The following is a 16,888-nucleotide window of genomic DNA, read 5'->3' on the forward strand; positions in this document are numbered from 1 at the left end:
GGGTTAGGGGGTGCGGAGTTCTTTGGCGAGGAGTTCGGCGATCTGGGCGGTGTTGAGGGCCGCGCCCTTGCGGAGGTTGTCGCCGGTGACGAAGAAGTCGAGGGCGCGGGGGTCGTCCAGGGCGCGGCGGATCCGCCCGACCCAGGACGGGTCGGTGCCGACGGCGTCGATCGGCATCGGGAACTCCCCGGCCGCCGGGTCGTCGACCAGGATCACCCCGGGGGCGTTGCGGAGCGCCTCGCGGGCGCCTTCGGCGTCGACCTCGGTGGCGAAGACCGCGTGCACGGCCACCGAATGCGCGGTGACCACCGGCACCCGGACGCAGGTGGCGGAGACCTTGAGGTCGGGGAGGCCGAGGATCTTCCGCGACTCGTTGCGGATCTTCATCTCTTCCGATGACCAGCCGCTGTCCGCCGGGGAGCCGGCCCACGGGACCACGTTGAGCGCCAGGGGTGCCGGGAACGGGCCCAGGTCGTCGCCGACCGCCTGGCGTACGTCGCCGGTGCGTGAGCCGAGCGTCCGATCGCCGGCGACCTTGGTGAGCTGGTCGTGCAGGATGTCGACGCCGGACTGGCCAGCTCCGGAGACCGCCTGGTAGGAGGCGAGCACCAGCTCTCGTAGGCCGTACTCGCGGTGCAGCGGCGCGACCGCGACGATCATCGCGAGGGTGGTGCAGTTGGCGTTGGCGATGATGCCCCGGGGTCGGTTGCGGACCTGCTCGGGGTTGATCTCGGGAACGACCAGCGGGACGTCGCGGTCCATCCGGAACGCGCCGGAGTTGTCGACCGCGATCGCGCCCCGGGTGACGGCGATCGGTGCCCACTCGGCGGAGACCTCGTCGGGCACGTCGAACATGGCCACGTCGACCCCGTCGAACGCTTCGGGGGTCAGCGCCTGGACGACGAGTTCCTCGCCCCGGCAGCGCACCCGACGCCCGACGGAGCGCTCGGAGGCGATCAGCCGGATCTCACCCCAGACGTTGCGCCGCCCGGTGAGCAGCTCGCACATCACGGTGCCGACGGCACCGGTCGCTCCGACCACGGCGAGGGTGGGCAGCGCCGTCATCGGCGCTACCTACCCGTCCCCGCGTAGACCACGGCTTCGGTGTCGCCGCCCAGCTCGAACGCGTCGTGGATGGCGCGGACTGCGGCGTCGAGGTCGGTGTCCCGGCAGACCACGGAGACCCGGATCTCGGAGGTGGAGATCATCTCGATGTTGACCCCGGCCGCGCCGAGCGCGGCGAAGAAGCCGGCCGCCACACCGGGGTGCGAGCGCATGCCCGCGCCGATCAGCGAGACCTTGCCGACGTGGTCGTCGTACAGCAGGCCCTTGAACTTGACCGGCTCCTGGATCTTGCTGAGCGCCGCCATCGCGGTGGGCCCGTCGGCCTTGGGCAGGGTGAACGAGATGTCCGTCCGGCCGGTGCCCTCGGTGGAGACGTTCTGCACGATCATGTCGAGGTTGATCTCGGCGCCGGCGACGGTGTCGAAGATCCGCGCGGCGGCTCCCGGCTCGTCGGGCACGCCGACGATCGTGATCTTGGCCTCGCTGCGGTCGTGCGCGACCCCGGTGATCAGTGCCTGCTCCACGGAAAGGTCCTCCATCGATCCGGTGACCATCGTGCCGGTGTTGGTCGAGTATGACGAACGGACGTGGATCGGCAACCCCGCCCGGCGGGCGTACTCCACGCTACGCAGGTGCAGCACCTTCGCGCCGCACGCCGCCAGCTCCAGCATCTCCTCGTAGGTGATCTGCTGGATGTGCCGGGCGTTGGGCACGATCCGCGGGTCGGCGGTGAAGATGCCGTCCACGTCGGTGTAGATCTCGCAGACGTCGGCGTGCAGGGCTGCGGCGAGCGCCACGGCCGTGGTGTCCGAACCGCCACGGCCCAGCGTGGTGACGTCCTTGGTGTCCTGCGAGACGCCCTGGAAGCCGGCCACGATGACCACCGAACCCTCGTCGAGCGCGCCCTTGAGCCGCCCGGGGGTGACGTCGATGATCCGGGCGCGGCCGTGCACCGAGGTGGTGATCACGCCGGCCTGCGAACCGGTGAACGAGCGGGCTTCGTACCCCAGGTTGTGGATGGCCATGGCCAGCAGGGCCATGGAGATCCGCTCCCCGGCGGTGAGCAGCATGTCCAGTTCGCGGCCCGGCGGCAGCGGGCTGACCTGGTTGGCCAGGTCGAGCAGCTCGTCGGTGCTGTCCCCCATCGCGGAGACCACCACCACGACGTCGTCGCCGGCCTTGCGGGCGGCGACGATGCGCTCGGCCACCCGCTTGATCCGCTCGGCGTTGGCGACGGAGGACCCGCCGTACTTCTGCACCACGAGTGCCACGACGTGCACTCCCTCCCAGTGACCCTGAGCGTGCCGACGCCGCCGGAACCGGGGCCGGCGGCGCGTGTCAGACCCATTGAGGGTATCCGGCGGGTAACGACGCCGGGTCAGGTGATCCCACCATCCGGCCCGCCCGGCGCCGGCCGGGCCGGTCCCACCAGGTCGGGCGGCACGCGGAAACATCCCCGCCCGACACGCCGGGACGAGCGCGGTACGCGTCGGCACCCATCAACCGCCGGCACCCACCAGAATGGGCCGGTGCCCGTCCTCATCCGCTCGGCCGGCCGCGTGCTCGGGCCGCTCGCCCTCGCCCTCCCGGCGCTCCTGGCCGCCTGCACCAGTGAGCAGCCTCCGGCTCCACCGCCCGCCGATCCGGGGCCCGTCACTGTCGACGCCGTGCGGGACGAGCTGGCCGCGCTGACCGCAGCGGCTCAGGACCGCCACCTGGTGGCCCAGTACGTGTACGGCCAGGCGGGTCAACCGGACCGCACCATCGTCTTCACCAGCGCGAACGACGGCAGCTGGCGGGTCGACGTGCCGGGTGGCGCGTTGGGTGGCACCGCAGACGTCTCGATGGCTGCCACGGCCGACGGGCTTTTCCAGTGCGCCCTGCCGTCGGCGGGTCATACCGGGTCGGCGAGTTGCGTACGCCTGGGTGAGCGCGACGACGCGATCCCGCGCCGGTTGGACCCGCGGGTCCAGCACCCGCTCACCGACTGGCTGAACGTGCTCACCGACCGCCGCGCTCCCCTGGCGGTCGCACCGGCTGCCGCGCCCGAGGGCGTCACCGGCACCTGCTACTCGGTGGACTCCACCTCGGCGTCGCTCAACGCCCCGGTGGACGTGGGCATCTACTGCTACGACCGGGATGGCACGCCGACCGGCGTCCGGACCGGTTCGGGGACGTTGAGGCTGGCCGCCCCGCCTGGCCCGGCGCCGGCCACCGTGCAGCTCGCCGGTCCGGTGGTGGTCGACCGGGAGCCGCTCGAAACCGCAGCGCCGCCGACTCCTGATCCGACGGACAGCCCGAGCGCGGGAACGCCCTGATCTTCGTCCCGTTACGGGTGCTCTTGCCCACATTTAGCCACCCCGTCCTGAGCGGCGAATCACCCATACGGGACGATCCGTCTTATGGCCGACCTCACCCCACTGCTCGCCTACCGCTGGAGTCCGCTGGCGTTCCACCCCACCGAGGAGCTGAGCGCGGCCGACGCGTCCTCCCTGTTGGAGGCGGCCCGCTGGGCACCCTCGCTGGGTAACCGCCAGCCCTGGCGGTTCACCCTCGGCTACCGCAACGACGAGACGTGGAAGCGAATCCTGGTCAACCTGCCCGAACCCGACCAACGCTGGGCGCACCGGGCCGCCGCGCTGCTGCTCGCCGCGCACGTCGACCCGGACGCCGCGCCGGCCGACGGGATGGCGTACGACCTCGGCCAGGCCGTCGCCCACCTCACCGTGCAGGCCACCGCGCTGGGGCTGCACGTACGGCAGGTGCTGACCGTGGACCGCGCCGGACTCGCCTGTGACCTGCACCTTCCCGCCGACGTGCGGCCGTACGCGGTGCTCGTCGTCGGGCAACTCGGCGACCCACTCAGCCTGCCGGCGGATCTCGTCGCCGAGGAGACCGGCCTGCGCCGCCGCCGGCCGTTGGCCGACCTCCTGCTCGGCTGACCTTCGGCGCGGCCGACCCGGTCGCTTCCGCGTGAACTCTGTCCCAGAGTCCGGACCAACCTTCCCAGACCCCACCCCATCACGTAGGGTCACCCTGTCATGTGGCAGGCGCAGCTTCTCCTTGGTCGCCGCGACGAGGCCTGACGGCCGGCACCTCGTCGCGGAGTCGGACCGCGCCGCCCATCAGCACGCAGCACACACCTCGGCCCGCCGGGCAGCGACGCACCGGCAGTGACGCCGACTCCGTCCAATTGCTGAACCGCTACATGACCCACGGGAGCACTCCGTCATGGCTCAACCTGTCACCGACGCTGAGACCGATCCGATCGCCCGGCAGCGCCCCAGCCGGATGCCGTACCACCGCTACCAGCCGTACCGGGAGCAGTTCCGGGTCGAGCTGCCGGACCGCACCTGGCCCACCCGCACCGTCGACGCCGCCCCCCGCTGGTGCGCGGTCGATCTCCGCGACGGCAACCAGGCGCTGATCGACCCGATGTCGCCGGAGCGCAAGCGCCGGATGTTCCAGCTGTTGGTCCAGATGGGTTACAAGGAGATCGAGGTCGGCTTCCCGTCGGCCAGCCAGACCGACTTCGACTTCGTCCGGCAGCTCATCGACGACGACATGATCCCGGACGACGTCACCATCCAGGTGCTCACCCAGTGCCGGGAGCACCTGATCGACCGGACGTTCGAGTCGCTGCGCGGCGCGAAGCGGGCCATCGTGCACTTCTACAACTCGACCTCCACCCTCCAGCGTCGGGTGGTCTTCGGGCTGGACAAGGACGGCATCGCCGACATCGCCACCACCGGGGCGCGGCTCTGCCAGAAGTACGCGGAGATCCACACCCCGGACACCGAGATCTTCTACGAGTACTCGCCGGAGTCGTACACGGGCACCGAGCTGGAGTACGCGCTGGAGGTCTGCTCCCGGGTGATCGACGTGATCGACCCCACCCCCGACCGGCCGCTGATCATCAACCTGCCGGCCACCGTCGAGATGGCCACCCCCAACGTGTACGCCGACTCGATCGAGTGGATGCACCGGCACCTGCCGCGCCGGGACAGCGTGGTGCTGAGCCTGCACCCGCACAACGACCGCGGCACCGGCGTGGCCGCCGCCGAGCTGGGCCTGCTGGCCGGTGCGGACCGCATCGAGGGCTGCCTGTTCGGCAACGGTGAGCGCACCGGCAACGTCGACCTGGTGACCCTGGGGCTCAACATCTTCTCCCAGGGCATCGACCCGATGATCGACTTCTCGAACATCGACGAGATCCGGCGAGCCGTCGAATACTGCAACCAGCTGCCGGTGCACGAGCGCCACCCCTACGCGGGTGACCTGGTCTACACCGCCTTCTCCGGCTCCCACCAGGACGCCATCAAGAAGGGCTTCGACGCCCTCGCCGCCGACGCGAAGGCGGCCGGCGTGCCGGTGGACGAGCACACCTGGGCGGTGCCGTACCTGCCGATCGACCCGAAGGACCTGGGCCGCACCTACGAGGCGGTCATCCGGGTCAACTCGCAGTCCGGCAAGGGCGGCGTCGCGTACATCATGAAGAGCGAGCACCAACTGGACCTGCCGCGCCGGCTCCAGATCGAGTTCTCCGGGGTGGTGCAGCAGGTCACCGATCACGACGGCGGCGAGGTCGACCCGGCCGCCATGTGGGAGATCTTCGCGACGCACTACCTGCTCGACCACCAGCCCGACCCGGCGGTCCGGCTGGCCGGCTACACGATCGGCACGGCCGACGGCAAGGTCGAGATCGAGGCCCAGGTCGGGGTGGGCGGCGAGCAGCGGTCCCTCGCCGCGGTCGGCAACGGCCCGATCGACGCGTACGTCAACGCGCTCCAGTCGGTCGAGGTGGGCGTACGGGTGCTCGACTATCACGAGCACGCGCTCTCCTCCGGCGGTGACGCGCAGGCCGCCGCGTACGTGGAGTGTGAGGTGGACGGGAAGACGGTCTGGGGTGTCGGCACCGACGCCAACATCGTCACCGCGTCGATCAAGGCGGTCACCAGCGCCGTCAACCGCGCCCGGCGCTGATCTCCGGCGCCACGCCCCCGAGGTGGTTCGCTACTTCGGGGGCGTGGCGACGGGCAGCGCAGGGCAGGGCTGCGACGGCGGGGCTTCCCGGGGCGGTCGGTGGACCAGCACGAAGGCCAGCACCGCGCCGACCACGAGCAGCCCGGCGCACCACTCCATCGCGCCCCGGAACGCGTCGGTCAGCTCGGCCTTCTGCTCGTAGCCGCCACCGGAGAGACCGACCAGCAGCGGCAGCGCCGCCACCGCGAGCAGGCCGCCGGCCCGGGACGCGGCGTTGTTGAAGCCGCTGGCCACCCCGGAGAACCGGTCCTGCACGGCGGCCAGCACCGACGCGGTCAGCGGCGCCACCACCAGGGTCAGCCCGATGCCGAAGAGCAGCACCCCGGGCAGCACGTCGCGCCAGTACGACGCGCCCGGTCCGACGCCGCGCAGCAGCAGCAGACCGACCGCGGCGACGACCGGCCCGATGGCCAGCGGTAGCCGCGGGCCGATCCGTGCCGACAGCGCGCCGGCCCGCGCGGACCCGACCAGCAGCAGCAGCGTCATCGGCAGCAACGCGATGCCGGTGCGGAGGGCCGACCACTCGACCACGTTCTGCAGGTAGACGGCGAAGAAGAAGGTGAAGCCGCTGAGCGCCGCGTAGACGACCACTGTGAAGAGGTTCAGCACCGAGAAGAGGCGACTGCTGAACAGCCCGGTGGGCAGCATCGCGCCGTCGCCACGCCGCCGCTCCAGCAGCACGAAGGCCACCGCGGAGAGCACCCCGACCACTGCCGCGATCAGCACCTCGGCGGAGTCGAACCCGCGGGCCGGCGCGTCGATCAGGGCGTAGGTGACGCCGGCGAGCGCGAGCGCTCCGAGCAGGGCTCCGGCGACGTCGAACCGGCGTCGGGTGCGACCCGGTCCCTCGGTCCGGGAGGCGCTCTCGTCCCGGCTCTCCGGCACCCAGCGCAGGGCGGCCAACACCACCAGCACGGCGATCGGCAGGTTGAGGAAGAAGATCCAGCGCCAGGAGAGCGCGTCGATCAGCCAGCCTCCGATGAACGGGCCCAGCGCGGTGGACACCCCGGACAGCCCGGCCCAGGCACCGATCGCGCGGCCCCGGTCGTCCGGATGGAAGCTCGCCTGGAGCACCGACAGCGACCCGGGCGTGAGCAACGCGCCACCGGCGCCCTGGAGGAACCGGGCTCCGATCAGCCAGCCGGTGCCCTGGGCCAGCCCGCACAGCACGGAGGCGGCGGTGAACCAGACGACGCCGATGAGGAAGATTCGCCGTCGACCGAAGCGGTCCCCGAGCGCACCACCGAGCAGCACGAACGCCGCCAGCATCAGCAGATAGCCGTTGATGGTCCACTGGAGATCGGCCACGTTCGCGCCGAGATCCTGACCGAGCTTCGGCAGCGCCACGTTGACGACGGTGCCGTCGAGGAAGACCATGCCAGAGGCGAGTACGGCGGCGAGCAGCGTGCCCCGACCGGCGGTGGTGCCCATCCGGAGGGCGGACGCCGGTACGGGTGCGGTCATCCCACCAATCTGCCTTGCATCATGTGGGAGACGCCACGAAACGCCGAAACCGTGCCCGGGTACTGTGCGCAATCGCCGGGAGCCCCCAAGCTGGAGAGGTGTCGTCTGTGCGTACCAGATCAGGACCGCGAGCGGCGGTGGCCGCGCTTGCCGCGGCGCTGACGCTCGGCGTGGCCGGTTGCGTCCCGCAGGATGAGCCGACCACACCGCCGCCGAGCAACGGCGGCAACGCCGTGGATCAGCTGAGCCAGCTTACCGTCGCTACCGCCGGCTCGATGAAGGGCTACAGCCGGGAGCGCTTCCCGCACTGGCGGGACACCGGCAAGAACTGCGATGTCCGGGACAGCATCCTCCAGCGCGACGGCAAGGACGTGAAGCTCTCCGGCTGCAACGTGGTCGGTGGGCGCTGGGAGAGCGTGTACGACGGGCGCAGCTTCTCGGATCCCTCCGACGTGGACATCGACCACATGGTGCCGTTGGCCAACGCGTGGCGCTCGGGTGCCGACGAGTGGGACAACGCGAAGCGGGGGGATTTCGCCAACGACACCACCCGTCCGCAGCTTTTCGCGGTTTCCGCCTCGTCGAACCGGTCAAAGGGTGACCAGGACCCGTCCCAGTGGAAGCCGGCAAACCGATCGTACTGGTGCAAATATGCTCAGGACTGGGTGACGGTCAAGCACTATTGGCGGCTGACGGTGACCAGCGCCGAGAAGACCGCACTGACCGACATGTTGGAGGGCTGTTGAGTGAGGAGCCACTCGTGACCGCCGCCGGAGAGAACGGCCCGGCCGCCGCCGGGATGACCGCTGACGGCACCGCTGAAACTCCCGCCGCCGTGCCCGGCGCCGGCATGGTCGCGGATTCCGGCGGCGCGGCCGGCCCGCAGAGCCGCACCACCGACATCGTGCCCGGCCCCGGCGGCGTGATGACCGACGAGGTCGGCGTCGTCACCGGCGACCTGACGCTGCGCACCGAGTACGCGGACGGCAAGGTCACACTGCGGGTGCAGTACAAGGACGCCGACGAGTGGTACGTGGTGACCGGCACGTCGGTCACGCTGGCCGACGCGGCCGGGCTGGACGCGGTGCACGGCGTCGCGGTGGGGCTGCTGAACCGCCCCGAGGGCTGACGGCCTCCGCCGCCGGCACCGCGTCCAGTCTCAGACGTATGAACCGGGCTCGGTCGGCGCGGAGACCACGCCCGGCGCGTCCCCCTCGCCCTCCGGGCGGACGATCTGCGCGGCGACCCCGTGCGGGCGTAGTTCGCCGCTGGCGATCCGCTCGGCGAAGTGGCAGGCCACCCGGCTGGCACCGATCTCCCGCAGCACCGGTCGCTCGTCCGCGCAGCGGGTGGGCTGCGCCCACGGGCAGCGCGTGTGGAACCGGCAACCGGACGGCGGGTTGGCCGGCGACGGCAGGTCACCGGCGAGCAGGATGCGCTCCCGGCGGTCCTCCACGTCCGGGTCCGGCACCGGCACCGCGGACATCAGCGCCCGCGTGTACGGGTGCAGCGGCTCGGTGTAGAGCCGGTCGCTCGGCGCCTCCTCGACCAACGCCCCCAGGTACATGACGCCGACCGTGTCGGAGATGTGCCGGACCACCGCCAGGTCGTGCGCGATCACCAGGTAGGTCAGGCCCAGGCTGTCCTGGAGTTCGTCCAGGAGGTTGACCACCTGGGCCTGGATCGACACGTCGAGCGCCGAGACCGGCTCGTCGGCAACGATCAGCTCCGGCCCGAGAACCAGCGCGCGGGCGATGCCGATGCGCTGCCGCTGCCCGCCGGAGAACTCGTGCGGGTAGCGGGACAGCGCCCAGCGCGGCAGCCCGACCGCGTCCAGGGTCTCGCCGATGATCCGTCGACGGTCGGTGCGGTCGGTGCCGATCCCGTGGGTCTGCAGGCCCTCGGTCAGGATCGACTCGACGTTCTGCCGGGGGTCGAGACTGGACATCGGATCCTGGAAGATCATCTGCATCCGGCGACGCATGTTGCGCAGCTTGCCGGCCGGCAGAGTCGTCAGCTCGACGCCATCGAAACTGACCTCACCGGCGGTCGGCGGGGTGAGCTGGAGCAGCGCCCTGCCCAACGTGGACTTGCCACAGCCGGACTCACCCACCAGGCCGTACGTCTTGCCCCGGGCGATGCTCAGGTCAACCCCGTCGACGGCCTTCACCTGGCCGACCACCCGGTCGAAGAGCACCCCCCGCTTGATCGGGAAGTGCACCTTCAGATCGCGCACCTCAACGAGGATGTCGTTCTCACTCACGCCAGCACTCCGCTTCGCTCCGCGCCGGCGCGAGACGCCACGCTGCTGTGCCTGATGGTTCGCTCGCTACGCTCACTCACGCTGATTCCTCCTCGCGCGGGGCGGGCACCATGCCGGGCAGCGGCTCCGGGTTGACGCACCGGTAGCTGCGTCCGTCGTGCGCGTGCACCAGCTCCGGCGGCTCACCCACACACTCGTCGGTCCGTCGCGCGCAGCGCGGGGCGAAGGCGCAACCGTCCGGCCAGGGCAGCAGGTCGCGGACCGAACCGGGAATCGGGTTGAGCTTCTCGCCCCGCCCGGCGTCCAGGCGCGGCACCGAGCCGAGCAGACCCACTGTGTACGGATGACGCGGCTGGCGGAACAGCGGACGACGGCGGGCCGTCTCCACCACCCGACCGCCGTAGAGCACGTTGACGGTGTCGCACATGCCGGCCACCACGCCCAGATCGTGCGTGATCATCAACAGCGCGGTGCCGGAGTCCCGGACCAGCTCCTTGAGCAGTTCCAGGATCTGGGCCTGAATGGTGACGTCCAGCGCGGTGGTCGGCTCGTCGGCGATCAGCAGCCGCGGCTGGCAGGCCACCGCCATCGCGATGAGCGCACGCTGGCGCATCCCACCGGAGAGCTGGTGCGGGTACTCCTTCAGCCGCCGCTTCGGGTCGGGGATGCCGACCCGGTCCAGCAGCGCCGCCGCCTCCTTCGCCGCGGTCTCACCCTTCATCCCCCGGTGCCGGGTGAGCACCTCGGTCACCTGCAACCCGATCGGGATCACCGGGTTCAGCGAGGAGAGCGGGTCCTGGAAGATCATCGCGATGTCCCGACCCCGGATGTCCCGCCGCGACCGGTCGTCGAGTTGGAGCAGGTCGGTGCCGTCGAAGACGGCCTTGCCACCGACCCGCAGGCCCGGCTGCTTGGGCAACAGGCCCATGATCGCGAGCGAGGTGACGCTCTTGCCGCAGCCGGACTCGCCGACCAGGCCGACCACCTCACCGGCGTCGACCGCGAACGACACCCCGTCGACCGCGTGCACGGCCCGCTGACCGCGGCGGGCGAACGTGACGGAGAGATCTTCAACTTCGAGCAGTGCCATGCCGTACCGGCCTTTCGTTCGCGACTGCGGGGCTCGCAAGCTCACTCCTCGCGCTCACGGCACTACTTCCGCAGCTTCGGGTCGAGGGCCTCGCGCATCGCCTCACCCAACAGGGTGAAGCCGAGCGCGGTGATGATGATCGCGACCGCCGGGTAGATCGCCAGTGACGGCCGGATGCCGAGGTACTGCTGCGCGTCGGCGAGCATGACCCCCCACTCCGGTACTGCCGTGTCCGGGTTTCCGAGGCCGAGGAAGGAGAGCGCCGCAGCCTCGATGATCGCGGTGGCCAGGGTCAGCGTGGCCTGCACGATCACCGGGGCGAGCGAGTTGGGCACCACGTGGGTGAGCGCGATCTTCGACTTCTTGACGCCGAGCGAGGTCGCCGCCAGCACGTAGTCGCTGTTGGCCTGGGAGATCATCGAGCCGCGCAGCAACCGGGCGAACACCGGCACCGAGACCACACCGACCGCGATCATCACCGTGGTCAGGCTGGCCCCGAGCAGGGCGGCGATACTCACCGCCAGCAGCAGGCTCGGCATCGCCAGCAGCATGTCGATGAAGCGCATCAGGGTGGTGTCGACCCACCGCCCCCACCGGCCACCGAGACCGGCCGCGGCACCGGAGACGCCACCGATCAGCGCGCCGATCGCCAGACCGATCAGGGTGGAGACCACGCCGACCAGCAGGGTCTGACGGGCACCCACGATCATCCGGCTGAACTCGTCACGGCCCTGGTGGTCGTAACCGAACCAGTGCTCGCCGGTCGGGCCGGGGATGACACCGGGCTTGATCAGCCCTTCCCGGATGCCGATCGTGTCCGTCGCCGCGTACGGCACCAGGAACGGACCGACCACCGCGACCAACACGAAGATCGCCAGGATGACCGCGCCGACGATCGCAGCCGGGTTGCCGCGCAACCGGCGGAACGCCTCCTGCCAGAGGCTGACACCCCGCTCGTCGTCACGGGCGGCCAACTCGGAGAGCCGGTCGATCTTTTCGCGCTTCTTGCCTGGGCTGAGTGTCATCGCACCCTCACCCTCGGGTCAATGAAGCTGTAGGAGAGATCGACCAGGAGGTTCACCAGCACGTACACCACCGCGATGATCAGGATGAAGCCCATCAGCACCGGATAGTCGCGTTGGCCGATGGCCTCGGCGACGAACGCTCCGATGCCGCTGAAGGCGAAGACGGTCTCGGTCAGCACCGCGCCGGAGAGCAGGCCGCCCGCGAGCAGACCGATCGAGGTGGCCACCGGCAGCATGGCGTTGCGCAGGACGTGCCGGCGACGAACCGTCTGCTCGGTCAGGCCCTTCGCCTCGGCGGTCCGCACGAAGTCCTCGTTCAGCACCTCCAGCACGCTCGCCCGGGTGATCCGGACGATGATCGCCAGCGGGATGCTGGCCAGCGCGATGCTGGGCAACACCAGATGCCAGAGGGCGTCGGCGGCGGCGTCCCACTCACGGGTCATCAGCCCGTCCAGGACGAAGAAGTTGGTGACCCGGGTCGCCCCGAGCGTCGGATCCTGCCGGCCGCTGGACGGGAACCAGTGCAGGTTCTCCGAGAAGATCGCTTTGAGCACGTAGCCCAGGAAGAAGACCGGGATGCAGATGCCGATCAGCGAACCGCCCACGGACGCGTGGTCCAGGAAACGGCCGCGACGGCGGGCGGCCAGGTAGCCCAGCGGAATGCCGACACCGATCGCGATGATCATCGCGGTGATGGTCAGCTCGACGGTGCCGGGGAAGCGCTCGATGAACTCCGTGGTGACCGCCCGCTTGGTGGAGGTCGAGGTGCCCAGGTCGAGCTTGATCATCCGCCGTACGAAACGGCCGTACTGCACCAGGATGGGCTCGTCGAGCCCCATGTTGCGGCGGATCGCGGCCCGCATCTCGGGTGTGCCGCGCTCGCCGAGGATGGCGGTCTCGGGGCCGCCGGGGAGTCGGCGGAGCCAGATGAAGAGCAGGAGGGAGAGCCCGAACAGCGTGGGTATCAGCTGAAGCAGGCGCCTGACGATGAACCGGAACACGGCGGCCTCGAAGGGGTGCGGAGGGTTGCGGGCGGGCGCTGTGCGACAGCGCCCGCCCGCGTTCCTTGCTGCGTCAGATCAGGACTTACTTGAACTCGGCGGTGGAGAACCGCTCGTCGGTGAGCGGGCTCGCCTTGACGCCGGTCACGTCCTTGCCGAACACGATCGCCGGCGGCGAGTGCGAGATCGGCACACCGGGCAGGAACTCCATCACGGACTTGTTCAGGGCCTTGTACTTCTCGGTACGGGCCGCGATGTCGGCGGTGGTGTCCGCGTCCTTGAACTGGTCGAACAGGGCCTGGTTGTTGAAGCCCCACTCGTCCTTCGGCCGGTCGAAGAAGGTGCCGATGAAGTTGTAGGCGTCGCCGTAGTCACCGGTCCAGCCCAGGAAGTGGATGTCGTGCTTGCTACCCGAGGTGGTGGCGTTCAGGTAGTCCGGGCTCCACTTCAGCGGGATCGCCTCGACGGTGATGCCAACGGCCTTCAGGTCCGCCGAGAGCAACTCGAAGATGTCCTTCGGGTTCGGCATGTACGGCCGGGTGACCTCGGTCGGGTAGTGGAACTTCAGCGTCAGGTTCGACGCGCCGGCCTCGGCCAGCAGCGCCTTCGCCTTGGCCGGGTCGTAGGTGTACTTCGGAACGTCACCGTTCCAGCCCTCGACGGTGTCCGGCATGAAGTTGTCGGCGACCTTGGCGCCCGGCGGCAGCTTGGAGGTGACCAGCTGCTGACGGTTGAGGGCGTACGCGATGGCCTGCCGGACCCGGAGGTCGGCGAGCTTCGGGTTGCCCTTCTGGTTGATCGCCAGGTAGAGCACGTTGAACGCCGGGCGGGTGAGCATGTTGAAGCCCTCACCCTTCAGCGGCTCGACGTCTGCCGGGCCAACCAGGTCGTAGCCCTGGATGTCGCCGGAGCGCAGCGCCTGCTTACGGGCGTTCTCGTCCGAGATCGTCTTGAAGATGAGGGTCTTCAGCTTGGCCTTGGGGCCCGAGTAGTCCTCGTTGCGCTCCAGGGTCAGCGTCTTGTTGGCGACGTCCCAGGCCTTGAACTTGAACGGGCCGGTGCCGGTCGGGTGCTCCGTCGCGTACGCCGGGTACTTGATGTCCTCGGCGGTGCCCGCGACGTTGCTGGCGTCGAACTCCTGCAGCGCCTTCGGGCTGTGGATGGAGAACGAGGGCAGCATCAGCGCGGCCGGGATCTTGCTGGAGACCCGGGTGAACGCGAGGTCCACAGTGGTCGCGTCCTTGGCGGAGCACGACTTGAAGAGGCTCGGCGGCAGGTCCGCGTTCTCGTTGTTGGCGAAGCCGCCCATGACGTCCTGCCAGTACGCGGTCACGTCCGGGCTCTGCATGAGGCCCTTGGCGTTGTACCAGCGGTTGAAGTTGACGCAGACAGCCTCGGCGTTGAAGTCGGTGCCGTCGTGGAACTTCACGCCCGAGCGGAGCTTGAAGGTCCAGGTGGTGCCGGCGGCGTCCGGGGTCCAGGACTCGGCCAGGCCGGGGGTGACCTTCGTGCCACCCTCCTCCGGTCGGACCAGGGTCTCGAAGACCTGACGCGCCACACGCAGCGACTCACCGTCGCTGGCGAAGCTGGGGTCGAGCACCTTCGGGTCTCCGGCGACGCCGAAGACGAGGGTGTCCTTCTTGCTACCACCGGATTTGTCGTCGCGGTTGCTCTCGGCGCAGCCTGCTACCGCGAGGGCCGCGACCGCGACGGCCGCGATCGCGACCTTCGGCCTGGGTGCACGCATGTGTGCTTCACCTCGTCCTTGGGGGTACGGACAACGTGGTGACAGGGGTCACCGATGGCGGTGACCATAGCTCCCGAGGCGACCAGCCGGAAACCGCCGGGTGGATGGTTGGTATCGGATCGTGCCTCAATCGCCGCTTGACATTCGATTCGTAGGTAAACAGCGGCAAAAACCGATCAATCAGCAACCGCGATGCCAAACTGTTACGTCGAACAGCCCCGATGAGGGCACAGGTGTCAGATCACTTCCGGGCAGAGACGCAACGGTGGCCGGCACCCACACGGGTGCCGGCCACCGGTCGTACGTCAGGGGTCAGACCGCGCGGCGCCCCTCGAAGGCCCGACCGAGGGTGATCTCGTCGGCGTACTCCAGATCGCCACCGACCGGCAGCCCGCTGGCCAGCCGGGTCACCGAGATGCCCATCGGCTTCACCATCAACGCCAGGTAGGTGGCGGTCGCCTCGCCCTCGGTGTTCGGATCCGTGGCCAGGATCAACTCCCGCACCCCGCCGCCACCGAGCCGGATCATCAGCTCCCGGATGCGCAGATTGTCCGGGCCGATCCCCTCCAGCGGATTGATCGCCCCACCCAACACGTGGTAGCGACCGCGGAACTCACCCGTCCGCTCGATGGCCACCACGTCCTTGGGCTCCTCCACCACGCACAGCACCTCGTCCGTGCGGCGCGGATCGCGGCAGATCCGGCACTGCTCGGACTCGGCCACGTTGTAGCAGGTCGTGCAGAACCGGACCAGCTCCTTGACCTTGCGCAGCGCGCCGGCCAGCCGGTTGACGTCGGCCGGATCCGCCGAGAGGACGTGGAACGCGATCCGCTGAGCGCTCTTCGGACCCACGCCCGGCAACCGGCCCAGCTCGTCGATCAGATCCTGGATGGCACCTTCGTACATCTGCCGGCTCAGAAACCGGGCAGGCCGAGGCCGCCCATGCCGCCGGCGACCGGGCCCATCTTGCGCTCGGTCAACTCCCGGGCCGCCTCGGCGGCGTTGTGCACGGCCGCGACGACCAGATCCTCCAGCGTCTCCACGTCGTCCGGGTCGACGGCCTTCGGGTCGATCTTGATGGCCTTGAGCTCACCGGAGCCGGAGACGGTCGCGGTGACCAGCCCGCCACCGGCGGTGCCACTCAGCTCGGCCTCGGCCAGCTCGGCCTGCGCGGCGGCGATCTGCTGTTGCATCTTCTGCGCCTGCTTCAGCATCTGCTGCATGTTCGGCTGTCCACCTGGGCGCACGGGATGGCTCCTTCTCGCACTCGTCTGCTCGACCGCCGCTCAGCCTATCCGCTGGGACCGACCTCGCCCCGCCCGGTGCGTCGCCCACGCCGAGCCGTCCGGGTACGGCCACCCCTACCCCGAACCGGCCATCTGGTGGTAGTGCGCCCACAGCCGTCGCACTGGTCTGCTCAGGGTATGAACCTCACCCGCACCGGCCGGCTCGGCGCGCTGTGCTGGCTCGCGGCCGCACCCATCTTTCTCGCCGCGAGCCTGATCACCGGGCTGCCGTGGGCGCGAGCCGACCTACAACTGGGCCACCCACAACATCAGCGACCTCGGCAACACCCACTGCGGCGTCTGGGACACCACCCGCCCCCGCTACGTCTGCTCGCCCTGGCACCCACTGATGAACACCGCGACACTGACCACCGCCGCACTGCTCACCGTCGGGCTCCTGCTGACCTGGCGAATCCTCGGCCACGGCCCAGTGGTGCGCTCGGCCCAGACCCTCCTGCTGCTGGCCACCGGCGGATACGCCCTCGCGGCCGTCTACCCGGCCGACGTCGACGAGAACCTGCACGTCCTCGGCGCATTCCTGATCATGGGTTTGGGCAACGTCGGCCTGCTCCTCGCCGGCTTCGCCCCGAGCGGCACGACGCTAGGCCGGTGCCGACGGCTCACCCTCACCGCCGGCCTAGTCGCGCTGGCCGGGACGACGCTGTTCGTCGCCCAGCAGGGTCTAGGGCTCGGAGTAGGCGGCATGGAACGGATAGCAGTCCCACCCTTCCCACTCTGGGCCTGCTGCCTCGGCGTCCTGCTGGCCGAACCCCCCACCCTGCGCGATCTTGCACTTTCTGCGTCGACATAAGTCAACATTCCGCGCAAAACGCCAACCGAAACTGCAAGATCGCCGAGCCGAGCCGGGCCAGGGCAGGGCAGGGCCTGTCCCTTATACACATCT

The 16,888-nt window shown here is 69.9% G+C and carries 16 protein-coding genes; 6 read left to right on the plus strand and 10 right to left on the minus strand.

The features are described 5' to 3' along the window. Positions 1-3 precede the first annotated feature (3 nt). Together DLJ59_RS29405 and DLJ59_RS29410 are read right to left on the minus strand one after the other, a co-directional pair. The gene (locus DLJ59_RS29405) at positions 4-1,065 is read right to left on the minus strand and encodes an aspartate-semialdehyde dehydrogenase (protein WP_124776637.1); all 1,062 of its coding nucleotides are present in this window, start codon (positions 1,063-1,065) and stop codon (positions 4-6) included. Between the two features lie 5 nt (positions 1,066-1,070). Then, positions 1,071-2,336 (minus strand): aspartate kinase, encoded by a 1,266-nt coding sequence (locus DLJ59_RS29410; RefSeq protein WP_124776639.1) that lies wholly within the window; start codon positions 2,334-2,336, stop codon positions 1,071-1,073. Positions 2,337-2,594: 258 nt separating this feature from the next. Between DLJ59_RS29410 and DLJ59_RS29415 the strand changes: the two genes are divergently transcribed. The 3 genes from DLJ59_RS29415 (at position 2,595) to leuA (ending at position 6,048) form a co-directional block, all read left to right on the plus strand. Then, on the plus strand, positions 2,595-3,383 hold the full coding sequence (locus DLJ59_RS29415; RefSeq protein WP_244236294.1) for a hypothetical protein: 789 nt from the start codon (positions 2,595-2,597) through the stop codon (positions 3,381-3,383). 84 nt (positions 3,384-3,467) lie between these two features. Then, positions 3,468-4,007 carry a nitroreductase family protein gene (locus DLJ59_RS29420; protein ID WP_124776641.1) on the plus strand — a complete coding sequence of 180 codons (540 nt, stop codon included), beginning with the start codon at positions 3,468-3,470 and terminating at the stop codon, positions 4,005-4,007. Between the two features lie 289 nt (positions 4,008-4,296). Continuing rightward, positions 4,297-6,048: a 2-isopropylmalate synthase gene (gene leuA / locus DLJ59_RS29425; RefSeq protein WP_124776643.1), complete on the plus strand. Its 1,752-nt coding sequence runs from the start codon at positions 4,297-4,299 to the stop codon at positions 6,046-6,048. 30 nt (positions 6,049-6,078) lie between these two features. Here the strand turns inward: leuA and DLJ59_RS29430 are convergent, their stop codons facing one another. Continuing rightward, positions 6,079-7,572, minus strand: coding sequence for an MFS transporter (locus DLJ59_RS29430; protein ID WP_124776645.1), 1,494 nt, complete (start codon positions 7,570-7,572; stop codon positions 6,079-6,081). A 107-nt stretch (positions 7,573-7,679) separates the two neighbouring features. Between DLJ59_RS29430 and DLJ59_RS29435 the strand changes: the two genes are divergently transcribed. Beyond that, positions 7,680-8,318, plus strand: a complete 639-nt coding sequence (locus tag DLJ59_RS29435) for an HNH endonuclease family protein (protein ID WP_124776647.1) — start codon at positions 7,680-7,682, stop codon at positions 8,316-8,318. Beyond that, positions 8,312-8,701: a hypothetical protein gene (locus tag DLJ59_RS29440; protein ID WP_124776663.1), complete on the plus strand. Its 390-nt coding sequence runs from the start codon at positions 8,312-8,314 to the stop codon at positions 8,699-8,701. Before DLJ59_RS29435 ends, DLJ59_RS29440 begins: the two co-directional genes overlap by 7 nt. 30 nt (positions 8,702-8,731) lie before the next feature. Here the strand turns inward: DLJ59_RS29440 and DLJ59_RS29445 are convergent, their stop codons facing one another. The 7 genes from DLJ59_RS29445 to DLJ59_RS29475 form a co-directional block, all read right to left on the minus strand. Then, the gene (locus DLJ59_RS29445) at positions 8,732-9,835 is read right to left on the minus strand and encodes an ABC transporter ATP-binding protein (RefSeq protein ID WP_124776649.1); all 1,104 of its coding nucleotides are present in this window, start codon (positions 9,833-9,835) and stop codon (positions 8,732-8,734) included. 76 nt (positions 9,836-9,911) lie between these two features. Next, complete coding sequence (locus DLJ59_RS29450) at positions 9,912-10,925, minus strand: ABC transporter ATP-binding protein (protein ID WP_124776651.1); 1,014 nt, start codon at positions 10,923-10,925, stop codon at positions 9,912-9,914. 62 nt (positions 10,926-10,987) lie between these two features. After that, positions 10,988-11,950 (minus strand): ABC transporter permease, encoded by a 963-nt coding sequence (locus DLJ59_RS29455; protein ID WP_124776653.1) that lies wholly within the window; start codon positions 11,948-11,950, stop codon positions 10,988-10,990. Beyond that, positions 11,947-12,951 (minus strand): ABC transporter permease, encoded by a 1,005-nt coding sequence (locus DLJ59_RS29460; RefSeq protein WP_124776655.1) that lies wholly within the window; start codon positions 12,949-12,951, stop codon positions 11,947-11,949. The genes DLJ59_RS29455 and DLJ59_RS29460 overlap by 4 nt, the downstream gene beginning before the upstream one ends. An 85-nt stretch (positions 12,952-13,036) precedes the next feature. Continuing rightward, the gene (locus DLJ59_RS29465; protein ID WP_124776657.1) at positions 13,037-14,698 is read right to left on the minus strand and encodes an ABC transporter substrate-binding protein; all 1,662 of its coding nucleotides are present in this window, start codon (positions 14,696-14,698) and stop codon (positions 13,037-13,039) included. Between the two features lie 312 nt (positions 14,699-15,010). After that, the gene (recR, locus tag DLJ59_RS29470; protein WP_030328135.1) at positions 15,011-15,604 is read right to left on the minus strand and encodes a recombination mediator RecR; all 594 of its coding nucleotides are present in this window, start codon (positions 15,602-15,604) and stop codon (positions 15,011-15,013) included. A gap of 8 nt (positions 15,605-15,612) precedes the next feature. Then, positions 15,613-15,921, minus strand: a complete 309-nt coding sequence (locus DLJ59_RS29475; RefSeq protein ID WP_244236295.1) for a YbaB/EbfC family nucleoid-associated protein — start codon at positions 15,919-15,921, stop codon at positions 15,613-15,615. A gap of 331 nt (positions 15,922-16,252) precedes the next feature. Between DLJ59_RS29475 and DLJ59_RS29480 the strand changes: the two genes are divergently transcribed. After that, positions 16,253-16,795, plus strand: coding sequence for a DUF998 domain-containing protein (locus DLJ59_RS29480; RefSeq protein ID WP_244236296.1), 543 nt, complete (start codon positions 16,253-16,255; stop codon positions 16,793-16,795). The last annotated feature ends 93 nt before the right edge of the window (positions 16,796-16,888 follow it).

The sequence above is a fragment of the Micromonospora inaquosa genome, assembly GCF_003857055.1.
In the GTDB taxonomy this organism is placed as follows: Bacteria; Actinomycetota; Actinomycetes; order Mycobacteriales; family Micromonosporaceae; genus Micromonospora; species Micromonospora inaquosa.